General features: G+C 68.9%; 19 protein-coding genes and 1 pseudogene. 12 read left to right on the top strand and 8 right to left on the bottom strand.

Annotated elements, in window-relative coordinates:
- Positions 1–19: 19 nt before the first annotated feature.
- Entirely contained in the window at positions 20–850 is an 831-nt protein-coding gene (locus ACW5DW_RS05755) for a hydroxypyruvate isomerase family protein (protein WP_457018415.1), read from the bottom strand.
- Between the two features lie 557 nt (positions 851–1,407).
- On the opposite strand from ACW5DW_RS05755, the gene ACW5DW_RS05750 reads away from it, so the two are divergent.
- The 6 genes from ACW5DW_RS05750 to ACW5DW_RS05725 all read left to right on the top strand — a co-directional run bounded on the left by ACW5DW_RS05750 (position 1,408) and on the right by ACW5DW_RS05725 (position 6,317).
- Complete coding sequence (locus tag ACW5DW_RS05750; RefSeq protein WP_457017798.1) at positions 1,408–1,992, top strand: RNA polymerase sigma factor; 585 nt, start codon at positions 1,408–1,410, stop codon at positions 1,990–1,992.
- A complete protein-coding gene (locus ACW5DW_RS05745) occupies positions 1,989–2,519 on the top strand; it encodes a hypothetical protein (RefSeq protein ID WP_457017797.1) in 531 nt (176 codons plus the stop codon). The genes ACW5DW_RS05750 and ACW5DW_RS05745 overlap by 4 nt, the downstream gene beginning before the upstream one ends.
- Positions 2,520–2,548: 29 nt before the next feature.
- On the top strand, positions 2,549–3,436 hold the full coding sequence (locus ACW5DW_RS05740; RefSeq protein WP_457017796.1) for a DUF4097 family beta strand repeat-containing protein: 888 nt from the start codon (positions 2,549–2,551) through the stop codon (positions 3,434–3,436).
- 902 nt (positions 3,437–4,338) lie between these two features.
- The gene (locus ACW5DW_RS05735) at positions 4,339–4,752 is read left to right on the top strand and encodes a hypothetical protein (protein ID WP_457017795.1); all 414 of its coding nucleotides are present in this window, start codon (positions 4,339–4,341) and stop codon (positions 4,750–4,752) included.
- A gap of 25 nt (positions 4,753–4,777) precedes the next feature.
- Positions 4,778–5,653, top strand: a complete 876-nt coding sequence (locus ACW5DW_RS05730) for a bile acid:sodium symporter family protein (protein WP_457017794.1) — start codon at positions 4,778–4,780, stop codon at positions 5,651–5,653.
- 34 nt (positions 5,654–5,687) lie between these two features.
- On the top strand, positions 5,688–6,317 hold the full coding sequence (locus tag ACW5DW_RS05725) for an NADPH-dependent FMN reductase (protein ID WP_457018414.1): 630 nt from the start codon (positions 5,688–5,690) through the stop codon (positions 6,315–6,317).
- Between the two features lie 21 nt (positions 6,318–6,338).
- On the opposite strand, the gene ACW5DW_RS05720 is transcribed toward ACW5DW_RS05725, so the two are convergent.
- The gene (locus ACW5DW_RS05720) at positions 6,339–7,676 is read right to left on the bottom strand and encodes a dicarboxylate/amino acid:cation symporter (protein WP_457017793.1); all 1,338 of its coding nucleotides are present in this window, start codon (positions 7,674–7,676) and stop codon (positions 6,339–6,341) included.
- Between the two features lie 264 nt (positions 7,677–7,940).
- On the opposite strand from ACW5DW_RS05720, the gene ACW5DW_RS05715 reads away from it, so the two are divergent.
- Together ACW5DW_RS05715 and ACW5DW_RS05710 are read left to right on the top strand one after the other, a co-directional pair.
- Entirely contained in the window at positions 7,941–9,629 is a 1,689-nt protein-coding gene (locus tag ACW5DW_RS05715; RefSeq protein WP_457017792.1) for an alkaline phosphatase, read from the top strand.
- Positions 9,630–9,726: 97 nt separating this feature from the next.
- Positions 9,727–11,361, top strand: a complete 1,635-nt coding sequence (locus tag ACW5DW_RS05710) for a sensor domain-containing diguanylate cyclase (protein ID WP_457017791.1) — start codon at positions 9,727–9,729, stop codon at positions 11,359–11,361.
- A gap of 19 nt (positions 11,362–11,380) precedes the next feature.
- On the opposite strand, the gene ACW5DW_RS05705 is transcribed toward ACW5DW_RS05710, so the two are convergent.
- Complete coding sequence (locus ACW5DW_RS05705) at positions 11,381–11,830, bottom strand: CopD family protein (protein WP_457017790.1); 450 nt, start codon at positions 11,828–11,830, stop codon at positions 11,381–11,383.
- 85 nt (positions 11,831–11,915) lie between these two features.
- On the opposite strand from ACW5DW_RS05705, the gene ACW5DW_RS05700 reads away from it, so the two are divergent.
- Positions 11,916–12,518 (top strand): class I SAM-dependent DNA methyltransferase, encoded by a 603-nt coding sequence (locus ACW5DW_RS05700; RefSeq protein ID WP_457017789.1) that lies wholly within the window; start codon positions 11,916–11,918, stop codon positions 12,516–12,518.
- A 121-nt stretch (positions 12,519–12,639) separates the two neighbouring features.
- Positions 12,640–13,974 carry a polyhydroxyalkanoate depolymerase gene (locus ACW5DW_RS05695; RefSeq protein ID WP_457017788.1) on the top strand — a complete coding sequence of 445 codons (1,335 nt, stop codon included), beginning with the start codon at positions 12,640–12,642 and terminating at the stop codon, positions 13,972–13,974.
- A gap of 22 nt (positions 13,975–13,996) precedes the next feature.
- On the opposite strand, the pseudogene ACW5DW_RS05690 reads toward ACW5DW_RS05695, so the two are convergent.
- The 3 genes and pseudogenes from ACW5DW_RS05690 to ACW5DW_RS05680 form a co-directional block, all read right to left on the bottom strand.
- Positions 13,997–15,993 (bottom strand): annotated as a pseudogene (locus tag ACW5DW_RS05690) (CocE/NonD family hydrolase).
- Positions 15,994–16,354: 361 nt separating this feature from the next.
- Positions 16,355–17,263: a sensor domain-containing protein gene (locus ACW5DW_RS05685; protein ID WP_457017787.1), complete on the bottom strand. Its 909-nt coding sequence runs from the start codon at positions 17,261–17,263 to the stop codon at positions 16,355–16,357.
- The gene (locus tag ACW5DW_RS05680) at positions 17,260–17,637 is read right to left on the bottom strand and encodes a PadR family transcriptional regulator (protein ID WP_457017786.1); all 378 of its coding nucleotides are present in this window, start codon (positions 17,635–17,637) and stop codon (positions 17,260–17,262) included. Before ACW5DW_RS05680 ends, ACW5DW_RS05685 begins: the two co-directional genes overlap by 4 nt.
- A gap of 119 nt (positions 17,638–17,756) precedes the next feature.
- On the opposite strand from ACW5DW_RS05680, the gene ACW5DW_RS05675 reads away from it, so the two are divergent.
- Both ACW5DW_RS05675 and ACW5DW_RS05670 read left to right on the top strand, forming a co-directional pair.
- Positions 17,757–18,686, top strand: coding sequence for a peptidylprolyl isomerase (locus tag ACW5DW_RS05675; protein WP_457017785.1), 930 nt, complete (start codon positions 17,757–17,759; stop codon positions 18,684–18,686).
- 143 nt (positions 18,687–18,829) lie between these two features.
- Positions 18,830–19,132, top strand: coding sequence for a hypothetical protein (locus ACW5DW_RS05670; RefSeq protein ID WP_457017784.1), 303 nt, complete (start codon positions 18,830–18,832; stop codon positions 19,130–19,132).
- A 133-nt stretch (positions 19,133–19,265) separates the two neighbouring features.
- On the opposite strand, the gene ACW5DW_RS05665 is transcribed toward ACW5DW_RS05670, so the two are convergent.
- A complete protein-coding gene (locus ACW5DW_RS05665) occupies positions 19,266–20,222 on the bottom strand; it encodes an aldo/keto reductase (protein WP_457017783.1) in 957 nt (318 codons plus the stop codon).
- A gap of 148 nt (positions 20,223–20,370) precedes the next feature.
- Positions 20,371–20,721, bottom strand: coding sequence for a GFA family protein (locus ACW5DW_RS05660; RefSeq protein ID WP_457017782.1), 351 nt, complete (start codon positions 20,719–20,721; stop codon positions 20,371–20,373).
- Positions 20,722–20,953 lie beyond the last annotated feature (232 nt).

Raw genomic sequence — 20,953 nt, 5'->3', positions numbered from 1 at the left:
TTCCTGGTTGAGGCGGGGGTTACACGTCGCAGAGGCGGATAGCCTCGCGCAGGGAGGCCACCGGGTCCGGCGCCGACGGCATGAATTCCTGTGCGATATACCCGTCGAATCCGGTGTCGCGGATCGCGCGGCAGATGGCCGGATAGTTCAGCTCCTGGTCCTCGCCGAGCTCGCGCCGACCAGGCACGCCTGCAGTGTGGTAATGCAGGAAGTGCCGGTGGTGGCGACGGATGGTGGCGATGATGTCGCCCTCCATGATCTGCATGTGGTAGATGTCGTAGAGCAGGCCGAAGTGGTCCGAACCCAGCGTCTCGCACAGCTCCACACCCCATGCGGAGCGGTCGCACAGATAGTCGGGGTGGTCCACCCGCGAATTCAGCAGTTCCATCACCAGCCTGACGCCACGCTTCTCGGCATGGCCGAGGATGCGTTTGAGGCCGGCAGCCGAATTGGCCATGCCTTCGCCCGGGTCCATGCCGTTCCGGTTACCGGAGAAGCAGATCAGGTTGCGATAGCCGGCATCGGCCACCAGGTCGATGTGGCGGGTGTAGCGCGCCACCAGCTCGTCGTGGAAGCGAGTATCGGAAAAACCCTTCTCCAGCCCGAGCTCGGCGCCGTTGCACATCGAACTGTCCACGCCATGCGCCTTCAGCGTGGGCCAGTCGTCCGGGCCGACCAGGTCGATGGCGGAAAAGCCGATCTGCTTCACTGTCCGGCACAGCTCGGCGATCGACATCTGTCCGAACGTCCAGCGCGCCACGGAATGCTTCAGGTTGGCCTTCAGCGGCTGCGCGGCAGCAGCCGCTGCGGGAACGAGCGCGGACGCGGCCAGCCCTATTCCGCCGACCATCGTGGCGCGCAACGCATCGCGTCTGGTGAAGGTGTGGTTCAAATTAGGCCTCCCCGGGATTGCCGATGCCGCCGTCCGGGCAAGCACCTGCGGCGGCCGACTGCACGGCGGCCGGGCGACGCTGCGGGGCCATGGCGAGTCCTCGAAGATACGTCGCGCGTCACCCGGAGCAACCGCCGGCGGACAGGTTCATGAATCGTGGTGCCCGTGGCGTGCGCTGTTGCCGCGCCCGCCGCATTCGGCCTGCTCGAACTGATGCCCATCCATCCACCGGCCTCCCAACCGGTACAGACACGCGAATCCGCATGGATGCAATCGATTGCACGATAGCAATCGCGTGCCCGATTGCAAGACCCCGGATGGATTCCCTTCGCCCTCGCTGGCGTATCGGGCCTCGACAAAAGCAGCATGGAGGACCAGCGCCATGCCCTGTTGAAGAACGCGCCGCTTCCGGGCGCGGCAGGCCGGTCGTCGGGCGCGCATCGCAGCTTCCGGCTGGCGGGTGCGGCCACTAATCCGCTTTAAACCCTGCCCCGCGCCCCCGCATCGGACTCGATATGCTGATGGCGACGATGAATGCTTCCCTCGACGAGGCCGCAACTGCGGCCGACGTGGACCACGCCCTGGCGCGGGCCTCGGCCGGCGGCGACGCGAGCGCATTCGAAGCCCTGTACCGGCGCCACGCGGGCCGGGTCCACGGCGTGATCCTGCGGCTGGTCGGCCACCAGCACAGCCGCGCCGAAGACCTGACGCAGGAGGCCTTCGTCCGCGCCTGGCAGGCGCTGCCGGGGTTCCGCTTCGAAAGCGCCGTCGGTACCTGGCTGCACCGGCTGGCCGCGAACACCGCGCTGATGGAGCTGCGCAGCCGCCGCAGCGGGCCGATGATCGACAGCGGCGAGGACGTGCTGGACCAGATCGGCACCGGCGACACCGCCGGCCATCGCACCGCCCTGTCGATGGACCTGCAGCAGGCCATCGACAGCCTGCCGCCGCGGGCGCGCGCGGTGCTGGTGCTCTACGACATCGAAGGCTGGACGCACGAGCAGATCGCCACCGCGCTCGAGATGGCGGTCGGCAGTTCCAAGGCACAACTTCACCGCGCGCGCCGGCTGCTGCGCGCGAAGCTGGGAGATCCCGCATGAACGACCGTCGCCACGATCACGACCTGCCCGCCGCGCTGCGCATGCAGCTGCGCGCGTTGCGCACCCCCGAGCCGCCGGCGCGGGAACTGTGGCCGGACATCGCTACGCGCATCGCGGCCCAGCCGCAAGTCCCGGAGGCTTCACCGCGCCGGCACCCGCGCCTGTTCCCCGCCCTGGCCGCAGCCGCTGTTCTCGCGCTGGCCATCGGCCTGGGCTGGCAGCTTCAGCCGTCCGGTGCGGAGCCCGCGCAGGCTTCCGCGGTCGCAAACGCGCTGCCGGCCGCCTCGCCAGCCCCACTCGTCATCATGGCGGACGCCATGACGCGCGAGTACCGGGGCGCGCTACGCGAAGTGCCTGCGCCGCGGCCAGCCACGGCCGGCTACGACAGCCTGATCGAACTCGACGCCAGCGCTGCCGCCGTGCGCGAGGCGCTGGCGCAGGATCCCGATGCCGTCTTCCTGCTGCAGCGCCTGCAGCACATCCATGCGCGGCGCCTGGCGCTCACCCGGCAACTTGCCAGCGCCTGAGCGCCACCCATCCTTTCCAGGAGAACTCCATGAAAACCCTGCCCCTGTCCCTCGCCCTGCTGTCGGCCCTGTGCATCGCACCCGCCTTCGCCGCCACTCCCATCAACGAAACCCGTGCGCTGGATCCGCGCGGCAGCATCGACGTGTCCAACCTCAAGGGCCGCATCCAGGTGCGCGCCTGGGACAAGCCCGAGGTCAGGATCACCGGCAGCCTCGGCGACGGCGTCGAGCGCCTGCAGATCGAAGGCGACCGCAACAGCCTCGAGGTCAAGGTGCGCTACCCGCGGAGCAGCAACCGCGCCGAGGCGACCACGCTGATCCTGGACGTGCCGCAGATGGCGGTGCTGGAGATCGACGGTGTCGCGGTCGACATCGACGTGCAGGGCGTCGCCGGCAGCTCGCTCGACATCGAAAGCGTGAGCGGCAGCATCGTGGCCGTGGGCGCACCGCGCGAGGCCGACATCAGCAGCGTCAGCGGCAACCTGCAGCTCAACCTCAACAGCCACAAGGTCGACGTGGAAAGCGTCAGCGGCAACATCGCGCTGCGCGGGCGCATCAGTGGCGAGATCAAGGCCGAGACGGTGTCGGGCGACATTCGCGTCGATACCCGCGGCGAGCCGGCGCGCCGCCTCGACACCAGCAGCGTCTCGGGCAGCGCCAGCTATGTCGGCGGCCTGGCCGAAGGCGGCCGGATCAGCGCCGAGTCGGTCAGCGGCGACATTCGACTGACGCTGCCAAAGTCGCTGTCGGCGCGGGTGCATGGCGAGAGTTTCAGCGGCGGCCTCAGCGCTCCCGGTGCGGCCATCGACAAGCCCAGGTACGGCCCCGGTTCGAGCTTCGAACACACCTACGGGAATGGCGCCGGCGAGATCCGGATGGAGACCTTCTCGGGCCGCGCGGAGCTGGTGCTGGAGTAGTCGCGCGCCTGCGTGGCCACCGGCGTTCGTTGTCTGTCGCATTGTCGTTGGAGCGAGAGATCCCGCCTTCGTCAGATTCCTCACTTCGTTCGGAATGACAAGCCGTTGTGTCGCGCCGCCGTCGAATTTGTCATCTCGAGCGCAGTGAGAGATCCCGCCTTCGTCAGATTCCTCATTTCGTTCGGAATGACAAGCCGTTGTGTTGCGTCGCCGTCGAATTTGTCATCTCGAGCGCAGTGAGAGATCCCGCCTTCGTCAGATTCCTCACTTCGTTCGGAATGACAAGGCCTTGTGTTGCGTCGCCGTCGAATTTGTCATCTTGAGCGCAGTGAGAGATCCCGCCTTCGTCAGATTCCTCACTTCGTTCGGAATGACAAGACCTTGTGTCGCGTCGCCGTCGAATTTGTCATCTCGAGCGCAGTGAGAGATCCCGCCTTCGTCAGATTCCTCACTTCGTTCGGAATGACAAGCCCTTGTGTCGCGTCGCCGTCGAATTTGTCATCTCGAGCGCAGCGAGAGATCCCGCCTTCGTCAGATTCCTCACTTCGTTCGGAATGACAAGCCCTTGTGTTGCGTCGCCGTCGAATTTGTCACCTCGAGCGCAGCGAGAGATCCCGCCTTCGTCAGATTCCTCACTTCGTTCGGAATGACAAGCCCTTAGTGTTGCGTCGCCGTCGAATTTGTCATCTCGAGCGCGGCGAGAGATCTCGTTCCGGCAAGTCATCGGCAAGTCATCGGTGAGTCATTGGCGGGCCATTGAGGGGCCATTGGGAGAGTCCCCAGCCTCACCCAGTCGCTCTCGACCCAGCGCGACAGCAGTACGCATGACACATCAGGCCCCGATGCTAGTATCCGGCGACCGTCGCGGCCCGCCTGTCGCGACGGTTTTCGGGGGAAGATGCATGGTCCGTTCGACGTTCGCGGTGCTGCTTGGCCTGCTGGCTTCGCTTGCAGCGATCTCGTTGCTGGGCTTCGTTGGCCTGTCGTTGTTCGTGCCCGAAGCGACCGTCCCCGGGACTGAAGAGGAACTCGCGCAGGCGATCGCCTCCCAGAGCGCGGCGGAACTCTTGTGGAAGCTCGCCAGCTGGCTCGCCGCCGCCTTCGCAGGCGCATGGATCGCCGCAAGGATCGCGCGCGCCAATCCGCTGGCGGCAGCGATGGCAGTCGGCCTGCTGCTCTTGGCAGGGCTGGCGTTCGAAACGACATCGCTGCCGTACCCGGCATGGGTGACCGTCGCTGGCGTGCTGCTGCCGCTGCCCGTCGCCTGGTTCGCGGCACGCCTGGCGCGACCGCGCCAACGAACGCCATCCCCCTGACCGACGCTCGCACGGAACCACGCCGATGCAGTCTTCGCCGTTGACCACCCTGCTGCTGCCGCTTGCGCTGGGCGTGATCATGTTCGGCCTGGGGCTGGGCCTGGCCATCGACGACTTCAGGCGGGTCGCACGCTATCCGCGCGCGGTGCTGACCGGGCTCGTGCTGCAAACCGCCGTGCTGCCCTGGGTGGCACTGGGGCTGGCACTGCTGTTCCGCCTGCCGCCGGAGCTGGCGGTGGGACTGATGCTGCTGGCGGCTTCGCCCGGCGGCGCGACGGCCAACATCTACAGCCATCTCGCGCATGGCGATGTCGCCCTCAACATCACCTTGACCGCGATCAACAGCCTGCTGTGCCTGGTCACGCTGCCGGTGATCCTCAACCTCTCGCTCGAATATTTCCTCGGCGCGGGCCAGTACGTGCCGCCGCCGGTGCGCAAGATCGTCGAGGTGGCGCTGATCATCGTGCTGCCAGTGGCGATCGGCATGGCGGTCCGCCGCTACGCACCCGGGTTCGCCACACGCATGGAAAAGCCGGTGCGGCTGCTGTCGGTACTGGTGCTGGCGCTGCTGATCGTGGCCGCCGTGGCGCAGGCATGGAGCACCCTGCTGGCATGGTTCGCGGTGGTCGGCCTGGCCTGCCTGCTGTTCAACCTCGTCAGCATGGGGCTCGGCTACTGGGCGCCGCTGGCGCTGCGGCTGCCGAGGAAGCAGGCGATCGCGATCGGGATGGAGATCGGCATCCACAACGGCACGCTGGCGATCTTCATCGCGCTCAACGTGCTGGGCAACGCGGCGATGTCGGTGCCGGCGGCCGTGTACAGCTTGCTGATGTTCTTCACCGCAGCCGCATTCGCGTTCTGGCTGAACCGGCAGGGCAAGGGCGACGCCGCCGTCGCCTGAGTACGCAGCCGCGGCCGCAACGCAGCGTTGCGCACTGACGCGTGCGCATCCACGCCCGCAGCGAGGTCGCGGCAGTACCCTGTCGACCCGCCCAACGAGGACCGCCGCCCTGGCCACCTATCGCCTTGCCATCGTCGTCGGCAGCAACCGTCGCGCCTCCATCAACCGCAAGCTCGCCGAAGCGATGGCGCGGCTGCTTCCGGACACGTTCGAGGTCAGCTACCCGCGCATCGACGACCTGCCGATGTACAACCTCGACCTGGAGGCAGAACGCCCGGCCGAGGTCGACCGCTTCACCACCGAGATCGCCGCCGCCGATGCCGTTGCCGTGGTCATGCCCGAGCACAACCGCTCGCTGCCCGCGGTACTCAAGAACGCCATCGACTGGGGCTCCAAGCCGATCGCCAGCAACGTCTGGCGCGGCAAGCCGGTTTCGATCACGGGCACCACGCCGGGCGCGATCGGTACCGCGGTCGGCCAGCAGCACCTGCGCCAGATCCTCGGCATCCTCGGGGCCCTGGTCCAGGGCGGCGAGGCCTACATCCAGTTCAAGCCCGACCTCATCGGTGCCGACGGCGACTTCACCAGTGCCGACACCCGCGCCTTCCTGCAGGCCTACGTGGACGGTTTCGTCGACCTGGTCACCCGCCTCGTTCCGCGCTGAGCCCGGGGCCGCCTCGGCGACTCAGCCGGGATCCTGCCCGGGCACGTCCTCGATGCCGACATTGCTGGACGCGCGCTCAAAGATCGCGCGGTCCAGCAGCCCCGTCTGCCGGGCCACCAGCACCGGCACCAGCACCTGGCCGGTGACGTTGGTCATGGTGCGCATCATGTCGAGGATGCGGTCGATGGCGTAGAGGATGCCGATCGCCTCCAGCGGCAGACCCGCCGCGCTGATCACCACCGTGGCCATGATCACCGCCGTGCCCGGCACCCCGGCGGTGCCGAAGCTGCCCAGCACCGAGGCCAGCGCGATCAGGACGTACTGCCCGGCCGACAGTTCGATGCCCATGAACTGGGCGATGAACACCGCCCCCAGCGCCGGATAGATCGCGCCGCAGCCGTCCATCTTGATGCTCGCGCCCAGTGGTACGGCGAAGCTGGCGTAGTCCTTGTCCACGCCCAGGTTGTGGGTGGCCGAACTGAGCGACAGCGGCAGCGCGGCGAAGCTGCTCGATGCGACGAACCCGATCTGCATCGCCGGCGCGGCGCCACGCAGGAACTTGAGCGGACTGAGCCCGTGCGCCAGCAGCAGGCCGCCGTAGACCACGATGATGTGGAAGGCGCAGGCCGCGTACAGCGCGATCACGAACTTGCCCAACGGCACCAGCTGCTCGAAGCCATAGCTGCCCACCAGCGCCGCGATCAGGCCGAAGGTGCCCAGCGGCGTGGCCTCCAGCACGAAGCGCGTGACCTGGATCATCAGCTCGCGGCCCTGGTCGAACAGCGAGCGCAGGCCCACGGTCTTCTCGCCCAGCTTCACCAGCGCGAACCCGAACAGGCCGGCGAAGAAGATCACCTGGAGGATGGTGAAATTGCTGGGCACGATCACGTTCTGGCCATCGCTGCTCTTGCCGGCGCCCAGCGCGGCCAGCGCGCGGAACGGATTCTCCGGAACGATGTTGATCAGCACGTCGAGCGGCCCTGGCACCTCGCGCGGCCGGTAGGTCTCGGCCACCTTGAGGCTTGCCGCGTCCACGCCCAGGCCGGGTTTGAACAACCAGCCGAAGGCCAGGCCCACCGCCACCGCCAGCACCGCGGTGATCGCAAACCACAGGAAGGTGCGCCCCGCCAGTCCCGCGATCGAGCGCTGGCCGGCGAGCGAGCCCACCGCACTGACCACCGCGAAGAACACCAGCGGGATCGCGATCATCTTGATCAGGTTGACGTAGACGGTGCCCAGCGGCCCGAACCAGGTCTGCGCCGCCGGCCCCATCAGCCAGCCCGCAAGCGCACCCAGCACGAAGCCGGCGGCAACCCGCTGCCAGAACGGAATCTTGAGCCAGCGATGGACGAGAGGCATCTGGAGGTACGGCAAACAGCGCCTGGCGGCGAGTGCGCCACCTTATCCGACCGGCCGGGCGGGCGCGACGCGCCGGCTGGAACGCCACGCCGACATTGGCGGGACAGCGGGCGCCGGAGGCAATGACCGTAGTCATGGCCCGGACTTGGCCCCACGGCATAATGACGGGTTACGGGTTGGCGCCGCTTCCCCGCCGTCATCGAGCGACGGGCCCGGAAGCGCTGCCAACCGCTTGGACCCCTGCCCTGCCCCACCGGAGCCGCCATGCCCCGCCTGCTGCCCATCGTTCCCGCTCTCCTCACCACCCTGCTCGCGGCCTGTGTCGCCACGCCGCAGCGCGCCACCGCGCCGACCACCTGGACGGTCGACGTTCCCGTGGTCGAGCACCCCGAAGGTGAGACCCCGCAGTGGTGGTACCGCAGCGGCGCCGCCCGCGCAGCGGCGAACGGCGCGATGGCAGGCCGCGCGAAGAACGTGATCGTCTTCCTCGGCGACGGCATGAGCCTGACCACGGTCGCAGCGGCGCGCGTGCTCGAAGGCCAGCGCGCCGGCGGCCCGGGCGAGGAGAACCTGCTGGCCTGGGAGCAATTCCCGCACACCGCTTTTTCCAAGACCTACAACACCGATTCGCAGACCCCCGACTCGGCCGGCACCATGACCGCGATCGCGGCAGGGGTGAAGTCGCACATGGGCGCGATCGGCGTCGCCGCCGGCGCACGCGACGACTGTGCCGGCAGCCTGGATCGCCGCCTCGTGTCGTGGCTGCAGCTGGCCGACAACGCCGGCCTGGCCACCGGCATCGTCAGCACCGCGCGGCTCACCCACGCCACGCCGGCCGCCACCTACGCGCACGCGCCCGACCGCAACTGGGAGAACGACACCGACCTGCCCGAGCCCGCGCGTGCCGCCGGATGCCGCGACATCGCGCAGCAGCTGCTCGACTTCCCCGCCGGCCGTGGCCCCAGCGTGGTGCTGGGCGGCGGTCGCGGTGAGTTCCTGCCGGTGTCGGTGCGCGACCCCGAACTCGACGACAAGGTCGGCCAGCGCCTGGACGGGCGCAACCTGGCGGACGAATGGGTGCAGCGCCGCCCCGACGCCACCTGGGTGTGGAACACCGGCCAGCTGCACGCCGCCAGCGACGCCAGTGCGGTGCTGGGCCTGTTCGAGTACGACCACATGCAGTACGAGCACGACCGCGACCGCAGCGCGGCCGGCGAGCCCGACATCGAGGAAATGACACGCTTCGCGATCGAGCGCCTGTCGCGGGATCCTGGCGGCTACGTGCTGCTGGTGGAGGGTGGCCGCATCGACCACGCCAACCACGAGGGCAACGCCTACCGCGCACTCGACGAAACCATCGCCATGTCGCGCGCGGTGCGCGCCGCGGCGGAAATGACCTCGGCCGACGACACCCTGATCGTGGTCACCGCCGACCATTCGCACACATTGAACTTCGTCGGCTATCCGCGGCGCGGCAACGACATCCTGGGCAAGGTGCGCGGCCGCGTGAACGAGGACGACGACCCCAGCCACTACGCCCGCGACGCCCTCGGCCTGCCCTACACCACCCTGGTCTACGCCAACGGCCCCGGCTACAGCGGCGCCAGCGCGCGCCAGCCGGCCGGTCCCAAGCGCCACCTGCACAGCCCGGGTGGTTTCGAGCCGGCGAGCGGGCGCCCGGACCTGTCCGCGGTCGATACCGCGCATCCGGACTTCATGCAGGAGGCCCTGGTACCGTTATCGTCCGAGACCCACGGCGGCGACGACGTGGGCATCTGGGCGCGCGGCCCCGGCAGCGACGCGTTCCGCGGCACCCTGGAGCAGCACGTGATCCACCACGTGATCGTCCAGGCCACCCCGGCGCTGCGCGGGCGGCTGTGTGCCGCCGGCGCATGCAACGGCGACGGGGTCCCGGTCGAACTGCCTGATCCGGCGGCCTTCGGCGCGCCCTGAGCCACATCAACCGCCGGACGCGGTTGCAGTCCTTCTCCAAGGGACGCTGTCCGCCAGGCAGGCGACAGCCCCGGACATGCCCCACGAGGTGTTGGCAGTGCAATCGGCAGGAAAATCCCGCTGGCACCACGTAATCGGCCTGGTGCTGGCCTGCCTGGCCGGCATCGCCACCGCCGGTGAAGCGCCGCCTGCACGCGACGGCTTCCTGCTGGCGGGCGCGCCCTCGGCCGAACAGACGCCGATGCGCACCTGCACCCCACTGATGCGCGAGGGCCTGCGCGAGCGGCGGATCGAGGCGCCACCCGGCGGCTGGCCCGGCACGCCACAGGCGATCAACGTGTTCAACGTGCTCTCCGGCGAAGTCATGGTCGCCCTGGGCGACCGCGAGGTCTGCGGACGCATGCATGACGCGCGCACCCGCGACTCGCGCTTCCGCGCCAGCGTGGGCATGGTCGCGGTGCCGCCGGCGGGCAGCCGCGAACCTATCCGCGTCGCCTGGGCCGACCCGCTGCAGCCGGACTGGCATCCGACCGTGGTGCTGGGCGCGCCCAGCCCGGTACAGCAGATGGACACGATGCGGCTGCTGGTGCGCGTGTCGTGTATGGCGATCGGTCTGGCGCTGGCGATGTCGGCGCTGATGGGCTTCGTCGGCACGCGCGACCGCACCTTCCTGCGTCACGCGGGCGTGTGCGTGGTGCTGGTGGCGGGCCAGGCCATCCTCAGCGGCATGAGCGGATATCCGCGGCCCTGGCTGCCGGTGGGCCACCACGAAGCCTGGTGGCTCACCGCATCCAGCGCCTTCACCATCGCTGCGCTGACACATGGCATCTGGAAGCAGTCCGGCGTGGTCGGCGCGCAGCCGCTGCCGCGCACCGCGGTGACCTGGCTGATGCGTGTCGCCATCCTCGCCGGCCTGCTGGTGCCGGTGCTGCCCCTGTCCGCCTTGCGCTGGACCATGTCGGGGCTGGACATGGCCTTTGGCCTGGCCTGCGTGGGCCTGCTGGCGGTGTCCAACCTGTCGCTGCGGCGCGGCGATCGCAGCGCCGTCCTCGGCGCGGTTTCGATCGTCCCGTTCCTGGCGATCATCGTCGCGATGCTGCTCGGCAGCCGGCTGCTGGCCTCCTACCGGATCGAGGTCGTGCAGCTGGCGGTGACCTGGTTCCTGATCGCGATGGGCTACGCCCTGACCCGGCGCTTCGGCCACCTGCGCCGGGCGCACGACGCGATGCGGGTGCTGGCCGCCACCGACGAACTGACCGGACTGCCCAACCGGCGCAGCGGACTGGCGCGGCTGGAGGAACTGTTCCAGCACTCGCGCGACAGCGGCGAGCCGCTGACCGTCGGCTTCCTCGACATCGATCTGTTCAAGCGCATCAACGACGTGCACGGCCACCATGTGGGCGACACGGTGCTGGTGGCGGTATCCGGGGCGCTGGCCGCGTCGATGCGCGGGCACGAGGACGTGGTGCGGATGGGCGGCGAGGAATTCCTGGTGGTGATGCCGGGCGTCCAGCTGGCGGCTGCTGGTCCGCGGCTGGAGCTGATGCGCCGGCGCGTACGCGAGGCCGGCGACTCGCTGGGCATCGAAGGCCTGCAGGTGACCGCAAGCATCGGCCTGGCCAGCCTGCACGACGACGACGAGGATCCGGCCTCGCTGCTGCGCCGCGCCGACGGCGCGATGTACCGCGCCAAGCAGGCCGGACGCGACCGGGTGCTGCTGGCAAGCCAGTAGCACCGCGCTGCCGCGTCGCTCAGAACGGTTTGGCCAGCACCAGCCAGATCACGCCCAGCAGCAGGAACACCGGCACTTCGTTGAACAGCCGCAGCGCCTTGCCCGTGGGCAGCGCGCGCGTATCGGCGCGCCGCAGCCAGCGTCCGCCAACGATGTAGTGCGCCAGCATCAGCGCCACCAGGGTCAGCTTGGCGTGCAGCCAGCCGCTGCCGCTGCCCACCATGGTCGGCAAACCAGGGATCACCCGGTAGCCCAGCCACAGCACCACGCCGGTCAGCAGCGCCAGCCCGAACATCACGTGGCCGAAGCGGTACAGCCGCCTGCCCATCAGCATCAGCCGTGCCCGCACGGCGCGCTCATCGCCGGCCTCGACCAGGTTGATCAGGATGCGAGGCAGGTAGAACGCGGCCGCCACCCAGGCCATCACGAACAGCAGGTGCGCGGACTTGATCCACAGATAGGTTTGCATGTCGGCGCTCCGTCGGATGCCGCCAACGTCGTCGACGCGGGCGGCGGCGCGCTATTGTAGCCGCCGCTTCCACAGCCCCGACCTCATGCACAAACGCTACGACCAGCACTATTTCGACACCTGGTACCGCCGCCGCGGCATCGGCGGCGCGCAGCGGCTGGCGCGCAAGGTGGCGCTGGCCGTGGCCACCGCCGAATACCATCTCGAGCGTCCGCTGCGCAGCGTGCTCGACATCGGCTGCGGCGAAGGCGCGTGGCGCGCGCCACTGCTGCGGCTCCGGCCCAAGGCGCGCTACCTGGGCTTCGACAGCAGCGAGTACGCCATCGCCCGCCATGGCGCGCGGCGCAACCTGCACCTGGCGCGCTTCGCCGACTTTGCGACGCTGCGGCCGTGTCCGCCGGTCGACCTGCTGGTGTGCAGCGACGTGATGCACTACCTGCCGCTGAAGGAACTCGACCGCGGCCTGCCCGGTCTTGCCGAGCTGTGCGGCGGCGTGGCCTTCCTCGAATGCTTCAGCCGCGAGGACGAGGCCGAAGGCGACAACGTGGATTTCCAGGCGCGGCCAGCCACGTTCTACCGCCGCCGCTTCGCCGCGCTGGGCTTGCGCCAGGTCGGTTCGCACTGCTGGCTGGCACCGGACCTGGCCGACAGTGCCGCCGCCCTGGAACTCGCGCCGCGTGGTGCCTGAACGCGAGTGCCTGAACGCGCCGCCTGAACGCGGCGCACGTCCTCCGCCAGCCCTCGCACAGCCTTGACTGGGGGCCCGTCCCGATCGGTTATGCTGCGACGCAGCAGCCGCCACACACGTGATGCCGATGTTCCTTTACCAGTTCCATGAATTCAACCGCTCCTGGATGGCCCCGCTCACCTACTGGGCCGAGGCGAACGCGAAGGCGTTCTCCACGTCCGGAAGCTGGCTCTCGGGCATGCCCGGTGCCGGGCGCATCTCCGCGGCCAACGAGCTGGTCTACCGCATCGGCAAGGACTACGAGAAACCCGCCTTCGAGATCCATTCGCTCGAATGGGAAGGCGAGGTCTATCCGGTGGTCGAGAAGACGGTGCGTTCGACGCCGTTCTGCAACCTGCTGCGCTTCAAGCGCTACACCGACGACGCGGGCACCATCGGCGAGATGCGCGGGCAGCCATCGGTGCTGATCGTGGCGCCGCTGTCGGGCCACCACGCCACCCTGCTGCGCGACACCGTGCGCACCATGCTGCGCGACCACAAGGTCTACATCACCGACTGGGTCGACGCGCGCATGGTGCCCAAGGACGCCGGCGCGTTCACGCTCGACGACTACGTACACACCATCGAGGACTTCATCCGCCACATCGGTGCGAAGGACCTGCACGTGATGAGCGTGTGCCAGCCCACCGTGCCGGTGCTGGCGGCGATATCGCTGATGGCCGCGCGCGGCGAGCCGGTGCCGCGCTCGATGGTGATGATGGGCGGGCCGATCGACACGCGCGAGTCACCGACCTCGGTGAACAACCTCGCCACGACGAAGCCGCTGTCGTGGTTCCAGAACAACGTCATCCACCGGGTGCCGCAGAACTTCCCCGGCGCCGGACGTCCTGTGTATCCCGGCTTCCTCCAGCACACCGGCTTCATGGCCATGAACCCCGAGCGGCATTTCATGTCGCACTGGGATTTCTACCAGGACCTGGTCAAGGGCGACCTGGACGACGCCGCGTCGCACCGGCGCTTCTACGACGAATACAACGCCGTGCTCGACATGCCGGCCGAGTACTACCTCGACACCATCCGCGTCGTGTTCCAGGAGCACCTGCTGCCGCGCGGGCTGTGGGACGTGGGCGGCGAGCGGGTGGACCCTTCCGCGATCTCCGGCACCGCGCTGATGACTATCGAGGGCGAACTCGACGACATCTCCGGGCTCGGCCAGACCCGCGCCGCGCACGAGCTGTGCACCGCCGTCGCCGAAGACGACCGCCACCACCTCACCGTCAAGGGCGCAGGCCACTACGGCATCTTCAGCGGCCGCCGCTGGCGCGAGCAGGTGTATCCGAAGGTGCGGGATTTCATCGCCGCGAACGTGGCGGGCGATGGCAAGCGCGCACCGGGCGGGCACAAGAGCCGCGCCGGCAAGGCCGCACCGCGCAGGAAGGCTGCCTCCGCGCGCTGAGCGCGCCTCGGCACTTTCCCACTCAGTGCCGCAACGGCACGCGGATCATGCTGTCCGTGTGCCAGTCGACGACCAGCGGTTCGCCTCCGTCCGCAGCGGATTCGTCGCTCACGTCCTTGCCCGTCCCCATGTTGACCTGGTGGTGGCCGTCTTTGAGGACGTCCAGAACCACCAGCAGGCGACTGCCGGCCTGCATGCGCCGGGCCGTCATCCGCGTGCGCTCAAACGGCAGCGTGGTCCACTGGCCCGGCACCAGCAGCTCGCGACGGGTCATGTCGCGCGCGTGGCTGGCGCGGCCGACGTAATACGACAGCTGCATCGCGCTGCCGTCCGGCCGCAGCTCATACAGCAGCACGCTGAAATCGAAATCGCGCTTGCTGCTGCGCACCTTGAGATCGCCTGAGAAGCTGCCAACCACCGAGGTCGGGCGTTCGAAGGGCGCGCTGGCAAACGCGTAGCCGCCGTCGACGTCGATCCGGTCGAGGACGACCGGGTCGGGATAGTAGCCACCGTGTTCGCCGGAGCGGTCGGCGAGATCGACGCGCCTGCTCATCCAGGTCACCCGCTCCGCGGGCGCATCCGACAGCAGCAGGTAGCTGCCAACGGGCGCATCCGACAGATGGAAGGCCACGGGATCTGCCGCGTCCGCGAGCGAGGGTGCATGCCCCCACGCGTCGGCCCCCATCAGCTGGTAGTTGACGCGGTCCCGCAGCAGCGCCGGGCGCTCGCCGCCGCGCAACACGTGGTCAAGCCACTGGAACGTCAGCTCGCGGGTGTCGAACTGCGCGGATGGGTCGAGGTCGTAACCGCGCAGGGACCGGGGCTTGAACGTCGCCTGCGCGCCAAAGTGGTCGTATGGGCCGATCACCAGGTAGTGCGGCGCGTCCGGTCGATGCCGCAGGTGCTCCTTGAAGTACTGCAGCGCAGAGACCTGCCCGTCGTCGTAATAGCCGGTGATGCTGAGGACCGGAATGTCGATCCGCGCGAAGTCTTCGCCGTAGGGCACCATCGCTTGCCAGTACTCGTCGTACGCAGGATGCGTCAGCCAGCGCTGCAGCCATGGATTGGGCGTGCCATCGACGCGGTCGATCTCGCGGTACGGCCGCCCGCTGGCGTACCAGGCCTCGGGCAACCGCTGCCAGCGCTCGCGGTCGAAGTAGGTCGCGGTGTCGAGCAGGCGGTGGTTGGCGACGTAGAACGGCCACGCGTAGTTGGCACTGAGGAATACATTGTTCTCCATCGGCAGGCCGAGTCCGGGAATGGCCGCCACGTAGGGCACGATCGTCTTCAGCGCCGGGGGCATGCGTTTGGTCGCGCCCAGGCCGCGAATCCGGAGTAGCTGCCGCCGTACATGCCGACGCGACCGTCGCTCCAGGGCTGGCTGGCGATCCATTCCACCGCGGCGGCAGCATCGTCGGCCTCGGTCTCGTACGGCCGGATCGCGTCGACGCCCAGGCGCTTGCCGCGCGCATCGACCACCACGCCCGCATAGCCGCGCGCGGCGGCTTCAACTGCGGTGGCGCGGTTGGCATCGGGATCGGCGTAGATGGTGAACAGCATGGCCGCCGGCTGCGGCACCTGCACCTTGCGGCTGCGCGCGACCACAGCCGACAGCGTCGCGCCCTGCGGAGTGCGGATCAGCGCGCCTTCGTCGATCAGATAGCGCTCATCCTCGTCGGCCCCAACCAAGGCTGGCGCAAGCGTCGTCGCGGCACTGTAGGTCGTGACAAACGCCTGCCTGCGCGCCAGATCCAATGCTTCGTCCAGCCCGATGCGGCTCCTTCCGTGGAGCTGCGCCAGTGCGGCGCGCAGGCTGGCCCGCGCGCCCTCCACATCCGCCACGAACCAGTAGGCGGTGCGCTGCGCCTCCGGATCTTCGAGCCCTCCGAAAAGTTCGCGGAAGGCGTCTGCATAGGCGTCATCGAATTCCCCGTCCACGCCGCCCGCCCGCGCGTACAGGAGGTAGGGCGCCCAACGCCTCGCGCGATCGGCATCGCCGGCAGCCGCCAGCTCGCGCATGACTGCAGCGACCGCCTGCGCCGCTTCCGCCGACTTGCCGGACGCGATCCGCAGATGCGCCAGGCCAGCCGAGGGTACGTCGACCACGCCACGCGCGGCGGCACCGAGCACGTCGCGCGCCAGCACGGCGACGGCCTCAGCATTCGCCTCGTCGTCCCCCGGAACCACGACGGCCATCGGGAACTCGGGGGCGGACGCCCACGCCAGCCATGGGGCGAGCAGCAGCCACAGCATCAAAGCCTGCCCGCGCATGGTCAACCGAAACGGTCCTGCCATCATCGTTCCCTCGCATATATCTCTACTGTGGCCTGCTCAGTCTGCGAGTCGGGCTGCAGCAGGCCAGGCGGCACGCCAGCCAGCCTCATGCGTACTGCGCGGTCTTCACCAGCAGGTGCTTCGCCAGCAGACCGTGCATGCGGCCCATACCGCGCGCGATGTGCAGCGTCGACACCAGAACAAGTGCCCCGATTGCAACCAGAATCGGCAGCAGCCACGGCGCCTCGGCCGGGATGTCCAAGCCAAACAGCCAGACGTTCATGTGCACGCCCGGCAACAGCGCGAACGGACTCAGGATCAGCGACAGCGCGAAGGCCAACAAGCTGATCGTGACGCTGAAGTAGACAATGCCCAGCGGCAGCATCAGCACGAAGTACAGCAACGTGCTCCAGGTGCGCGGATCGGTGAACATGTCGCCGATGCGCTGCCAGACGCTGCGGCCGCGCGCGGTGTACAGCGGCCGCCGCGGCATGCGCTCGCCCAGCATCACCTCGACGATCCTGCCCTCGACCAGCGACAGCACCCGCACCGAGCCGAAGAACAGGATCAGCAGCGGAATGCCGACGATCGTGACCGACAGGCCCAGCGATGTGGAGAAGCCGGCCACCACCCAGGTGAAGTAGAAGATGCCCGTGGCCAGCGACAGCACCATGTAGAACAGCGAGGCGTAGGCGCGCGGGTCGGCGAACACGCCGAAGAAGCGGCCGAGCGCTGACCGGCGCGGGCGCGGCGGTGGTGCACGCAGCGCGGTCTGCACCGTCACTTCGGTGTCGCGATAGATGTCGGCGACCTCGTCCGGCGCGCCGTAGCTCGATGCCACCGCGGCGATGACCTCGGCCTCGCTCCTGCCGGGATTCTCGGCCAGCTCCGAGCGCAGGTATTCCTCGGCGTCGTACAGCGCGTCCTGCACCAGCGCCGGGTCGGCGCCGGCCAGTGAGCGGCGCAGGTGCTCGAGGTATTCGGGAATGGTGGTCGGCAAGCGTTCGCTGTTCATTCGCAGGTCCCCTCCAGGACGGCGTCAACGGAATCGCGGGTTGCACGCCAGGCGGCGGCCCGCACGCGCAGGGCGACGCGCCCTGCTGCGGTGATGCGGTAGTAGCGGCGGGGCGGGCCGGCATCGGACGGTTCGATCGAACTGTCCAGCAATCCGGCAGCCTCCAGGTTGCGCAGCACCGGGTACAGCGCGCTCTGCTTGCCGCTGAGCACGCCGTCGCCGAAGCGCTCCAACCTCTTGGCGATCTGGTAGCCGTACATCGGCTCGCCGGATGCGCCCAGCACGGCCAGCAGCGCCAGCGACACGGTGCCCGCGCTCAGCTCCTTCTGGAACTTGCGCAGCTGTGCCTCTTCCTGTTCGTCGCCGGCCGCCATGCGGTCCTCCCGCCATCTGGAACAGATGCTATTGCGAACTTCGCTATAGCGGATGTGCCATTAGTCCGGGTCGCAGGCGATCGGCCACAATCGCCGCCTCACCCACCCGGGAATGCCGCATGCCCAGCTTCCATCCAGCCATCGCCATCCTTGCCGCCACCCTGGCGCTGCCGCTGACCGCGGCCGAGCCTGGCGCCGTGGCCAAACCGCGCACCACGCAGGAGGTCCTCGATGCCTCGCAGCCGTCCGACTGGCGCACGCCGGCCCCGGAGAACACGCTGTACATGGACCTCGACGCGGGTCGCGTGGTGATCGAGCTGGCGCCGTCCTTCGCACCCGGGCACGTCGCCAACATCCGCACGCTGGCCAGCGAGGGTTTCTGGAACGGCACCAGCATTTACCGCTCGCACGACAACTTCGTGGTGCAGTTCGGCGATGCCGAGGCCGACGACCCGGCGAAGGCGAAGCCGCTCGGCAGCGCGAAGCAGACGTTGCCGGCGGAGTTCGAACGCAGCGCGCGCGGGCTGCCCTTCCATGCCCTGCCCGACCGCGACGGCTGGGCCGCGCAGGTGGGCTTTGCCGACGGCTTCCCCGCCGCGCGCGAAGGCGCCGAAGGCCAGGCCTGGATGGCGCACTGCTACGGCGCGCTCGGCGCCGGCCGCAACATCGCGCCCGACAGCAGCATCGGCGCGGAGCTCTACGTGGTCACCGGGCAGTCGCCGCGCCAGCTCGACCGCAACATCACCGTGGTCGGGCGGGTGCTCAGCGGCATGGAGCTGCTCAGTGCGATCGACCGCGGCCCGCCGCCGATGGGTGTCTACGAGGACGCGGCGCAGCGCACCCCGATCAAGGCGGTCACGCTGGCATCGCAGCTGCCCGAAGCGCAGCGCGAGCGCATCGAGGTGCTGCGTACCGATACGCCAACGTTCGACGCGCTGGTGGAATCGCGTCGCAACCGCAGCGACGATTTCTACCACCGCCCGGCCGGCCACATCGACCTGTGCAACATCGCGGTCCCGGTGCGCACGCCGGACGGCGACCAGGGCTGACGCGAAGCCGGGAGTGGCGTCAGCGCCAGGCCGGGTTCGGGATGCGGCGCCGGTCGGCGGGATGTATCGAACGCCGCATCCTCACGCCGCGTTTGCCAAGGCCTGCCTAGTCTGCCTTCGCCCCCTACAGCCGAGAGATCGTGATGGCCCTGCTCCGCCTCCGCATCGTCAGTTCCGAAGACAACGTCCGCGCGATCATGAACCTGCTGCAGAGCCTGGAGGGGATCGAGCACGTCGAGGAAGTGGCCGACCTGATGCCGCGCATGGACGATCCCGATTCCAGCTCCGCCGGCCTGCACGATTCGCGCGGTGCCGATACGCACGAAGTGGAGGTCGAAGTGCCCAATGCCGCCACTGCGCGCAAGGTGCGCGATGCGGTGGAAGCGATGGCTTTCGACCTTGATGCCTTCGTCGAGATCGACGACCAGGAGGAGGGGCGGGAGTAGCCTGCCGCTGCGGTGGCGGCTCAGGCCGCGAACATGGCGTCGGGGGCGTGCATCGCTGCGGAGGTCGCGGCTGAAGCCGCTCCTGCAGAGGAGGGACCACGCGGGCGATTGATTCATCGCCCGCGGTCCACATTCAGCCCGCCGCCGGCAGCGCGTCGATGTATTCGGCCATGCGCTGGCGCTGCGCCGCATCGGGCAGGCGCCCGCGTCCGGCGCCGAGATTGTCCGCCATGTGGCGTGCCTTGCTGGTGGCCGGCGTCACGCAGGTCACGGCCGGATGCGCGGCCACGTATTTGAGCATGAACTGCGCCCAGGACTGGGCGTCGAACTCCGCCGCCCAGTCCGGCAGCGGACGCTCGCCGATGCGTTGCCACAGGCGCGTGCGGCCGAACGGCAGGTACACCAGCACGCCGATCTTCCGTTCCTGCGCCAGCGGCAGGATGGTTTCCTCGACGTCGCGATTGTCGACCGCGTAGTCGACGCCGATGAAGTCGATCTCCTCGTTGCGCATGATCTCGACCAGACGCGGATAGGCCGGCTTGCTGGTCGAGGTCACGCCGACATAGCGCACCCGCCCTTCGGCCTTGAACTCCCGCAGGATCCCGAGCTGCGTCGGCACGTCGGCCAGGTTGTGCACCTGTACCAGGTCCAGCTGCTGCTTGCCGAGGCGCTTGAACGAGGTCTCGATCTGCTCGCGCGCCTTGGCGGGATCGGCCTTCGCGTCGGCTTCGCGGCCGGCGACATTGACCTTGGTCGCCCAGAACACGCGCTCGGTGATGCCGAGTTCACGCGCGAGTTCGCCGGCGACTTCCTCGGATGCGCCATAGGAGGGCGCGGTATCGAACACCGTGCCGCCGCCGGCGACCAGCGCCTGCAGCACTTCGCGCAGCGCCGAGGTGTCCTCGCTGCGCGCGATCTGCGAGAAGGTGGCCGAACTTCCCAGGCCGATCAGCGGCAGTTGCTCGCCCGAGGACGGGATCGCACGGGTGAGCAGCTTGCCCTCGTCGGCGGCCAGCAGGCGACCGTGCGGAAGGGTGGCCGCCAGCGCGGCGGCAATCGATAATTTCAGGCAATCGCGGCGCGTGGTCATCGTTGGTTCCTCGGCGGTGCAGCTGGCTGTGACGCGAGTCTGGCGCGTTGGGGACGATGGTTCAAACCCGGGGACGGCGAAGCCTATCCCCCTTCCCCGCACGGGCCCGCGGGCGAGCGCGCCGGCCTGAAACGATGCCTGCGCCGGGTCAGTGGCTCGCGCCGTCCACGGCCAGCACCTGGAGCGTGGCCAGGTCGACCTCCGGCAGGCAGCGCACGTTGACCATGGTCATCGCCGCGCCGTCACCGCCCTTGCCTTCGCTGAAGGGCGCGATGCCGCAGTGCGCGCAGAAGTGATGGTCGATCGCCTTGCGGTTGAAGCGGTAGGTGGACAGGTTGTCCTCAGGCGTCGTGAGCGTCAGCGCCTCACGCGGGAACGCGGCAAGCAGTGCGCCACGGCGCCGGCACATCGAACAATTGCAGTCGATGACCTGGCCGATCTCGCCGTCCAGCTCGAACGCGATCCTGCCGCAGTGGCAGCTGCCCTGGTACTTCGCCATGGTGCGCACCTCGTTGGGAACCGGCCACGAGGATACGCGCGCCGTGCAAGGCTGTCGTGACCGCGCGTGCGTCGATGAGGCCGCAGGATGCTTTGCAGGATGCCTGTGTAGGAGCGGCTTCAGCCCCGATCGACGACGCGTCGCCGCCCGTTCGCGGCTGAAGCCGCTCCTACAGGACGGTGAGATCGCGGATGCGATTACGAACGCAGTCGTCAGCCACTGCGCCACGCTT

It is taken from the genome of Luteimonas sp. A482 (assembly GCF_054072655.1).
Note: the sequence above shows the minus strand (reverse complement) of the source record. Positions and strands in the feature narration are given on the sequence as shown.

What these genes read in the sequence shown, in the direction of transcription:
- ACW5DW_RS05755 (WP_457018415.1), bottom strand. Translation starts at nt 850, where the DNA reads ATGGTCGGCGGAATAGGGCTGGCCGCGTCCGCGCTCGTTCCCGCAGCG.
- ACW5DW_RS05750 (WP_457017798.1), top strand. Translation starts at nt 1,408, where the DNA reads ATGCTGATGGCGACGATGAATGCTTCCCTCGACGAGGCCGCAACTGCG.
- ACW5DW_RS05745 (WP_457017797.1), top strand. Translation starts at nt 1,989, where the DNA reads ATGAACGACCGTCGCCACGATCACGACCTGCCCGCCGCGCTGCGCATG.
- ACW5DW_RS05740 (WP_457017796.1), top strand. Translation starts at nt 2,549, where the DNA reads ATGAAAACCCTGCCCCTGTCCCTCGCCCTGCTGTCGGCCCTGTGCATC.
- ACW5DW_RS05735 (WP_457017795.1), top strand. Translation starts at nt 4,339, where the DNA reads ATGGTCCGTTCGACGTTCGCGGTGCTGCTTGGCCTGCTGGCTTCGCTT.
- ACW5DW_RS05730 (WP_457017794.1), top strand. Translation starts at nt 4,778, where the DNA reads ATGCAGTCTTCGCCGTTGACCACCCTGCTGCTGCCGCTTGCGCTGGGC.
- ACW5DW_RS05720 (WP_457017793.1), bottom strand. Translation starts at nt 7,676, where the DNA reads ATGCCTCTCGTCCATCGCTGGCTCAAGATTCCGTTCTGGCAGCGGGTT.
- ACW5DW_RS05715 (WP_457017792.1), top strand. Translation starts at nt 7,941, where the DNA reads ATGCCCCGCCTGCTGCCCATCGTTCCCGCTCTCCTCACCACCCTGCTC.
- ACW5DW_RS05705 (WP_457017790.1), bottom strand. Translation starts at nt 11,830, where the DNA reads ATGCAAACCTATCTGTGGATCAAGTCCGCGCACCTGCTGTTCGTGATG.
- ACW5DW_RS05700 (WP_457017789.1), top strand. Translation starts at nt 11,916, where the DNA reads ATGCACAAACGCTACGACCAGCACTATTTCGACACCTGGTACCGCCGC.
- ACW5DW_RS05695 (WP_457017788.1), top strand. Translation starts at nt 12,640, where the DNA reads ATGCCGATGTTCCTTTACCAGTTCCATGAATTCAACCGCTCCTGGATG.
- ACW5DW_RS05685 (WP_457017787.1), bottom strand. Translation starts at nt 17,263, where the DNA reads ATGAACAGCGAACGCTTGCCGACCACCATTCCCGAATACCTCGAGCAC.
- ACW5DW_RS05680 (WP_457017786.1), bottom strand. Translation starts at nt 17,637, where the DNA reads ATGGCGGCCGGCGACGAACAGGAAGAGGCACAGCTGCGCAAGTTCCAG.
- ACW5DW_RS05675 (WP_457017785.1), top strand. Translation starts at nt 17,757, where the DNA reads ATGCCCAGCTTCCATCCAGCCATCGCCATCCTTGCCGCCACCCTGGCG.
- ACW5DW_RS05670 (WP_457017784.1), top strand. Translation starts at nt 18,830, where the DNA reads ATGGCCCTGCTCCGCCTCCGCATCGTCAGTTCCGAAGACAACGTCCGC.
- ACW5DW_RS05665 (WP_457017783.1), bottom strand. Translation starts at nt 20,222, where the DNA reads ATGACCACGCGCCGCGATTGCCTGAAATTATCGATTGCCGCCGCGCTG.
- ACW5DW_RS05660 (WP_457017782.1), bottom strand. Translation starts at nt 20,721, where the DNA reads ATGGCGAAGTACCAGGGCAGCTGCCACTGCGGCAGGATCGCGTTCGAG.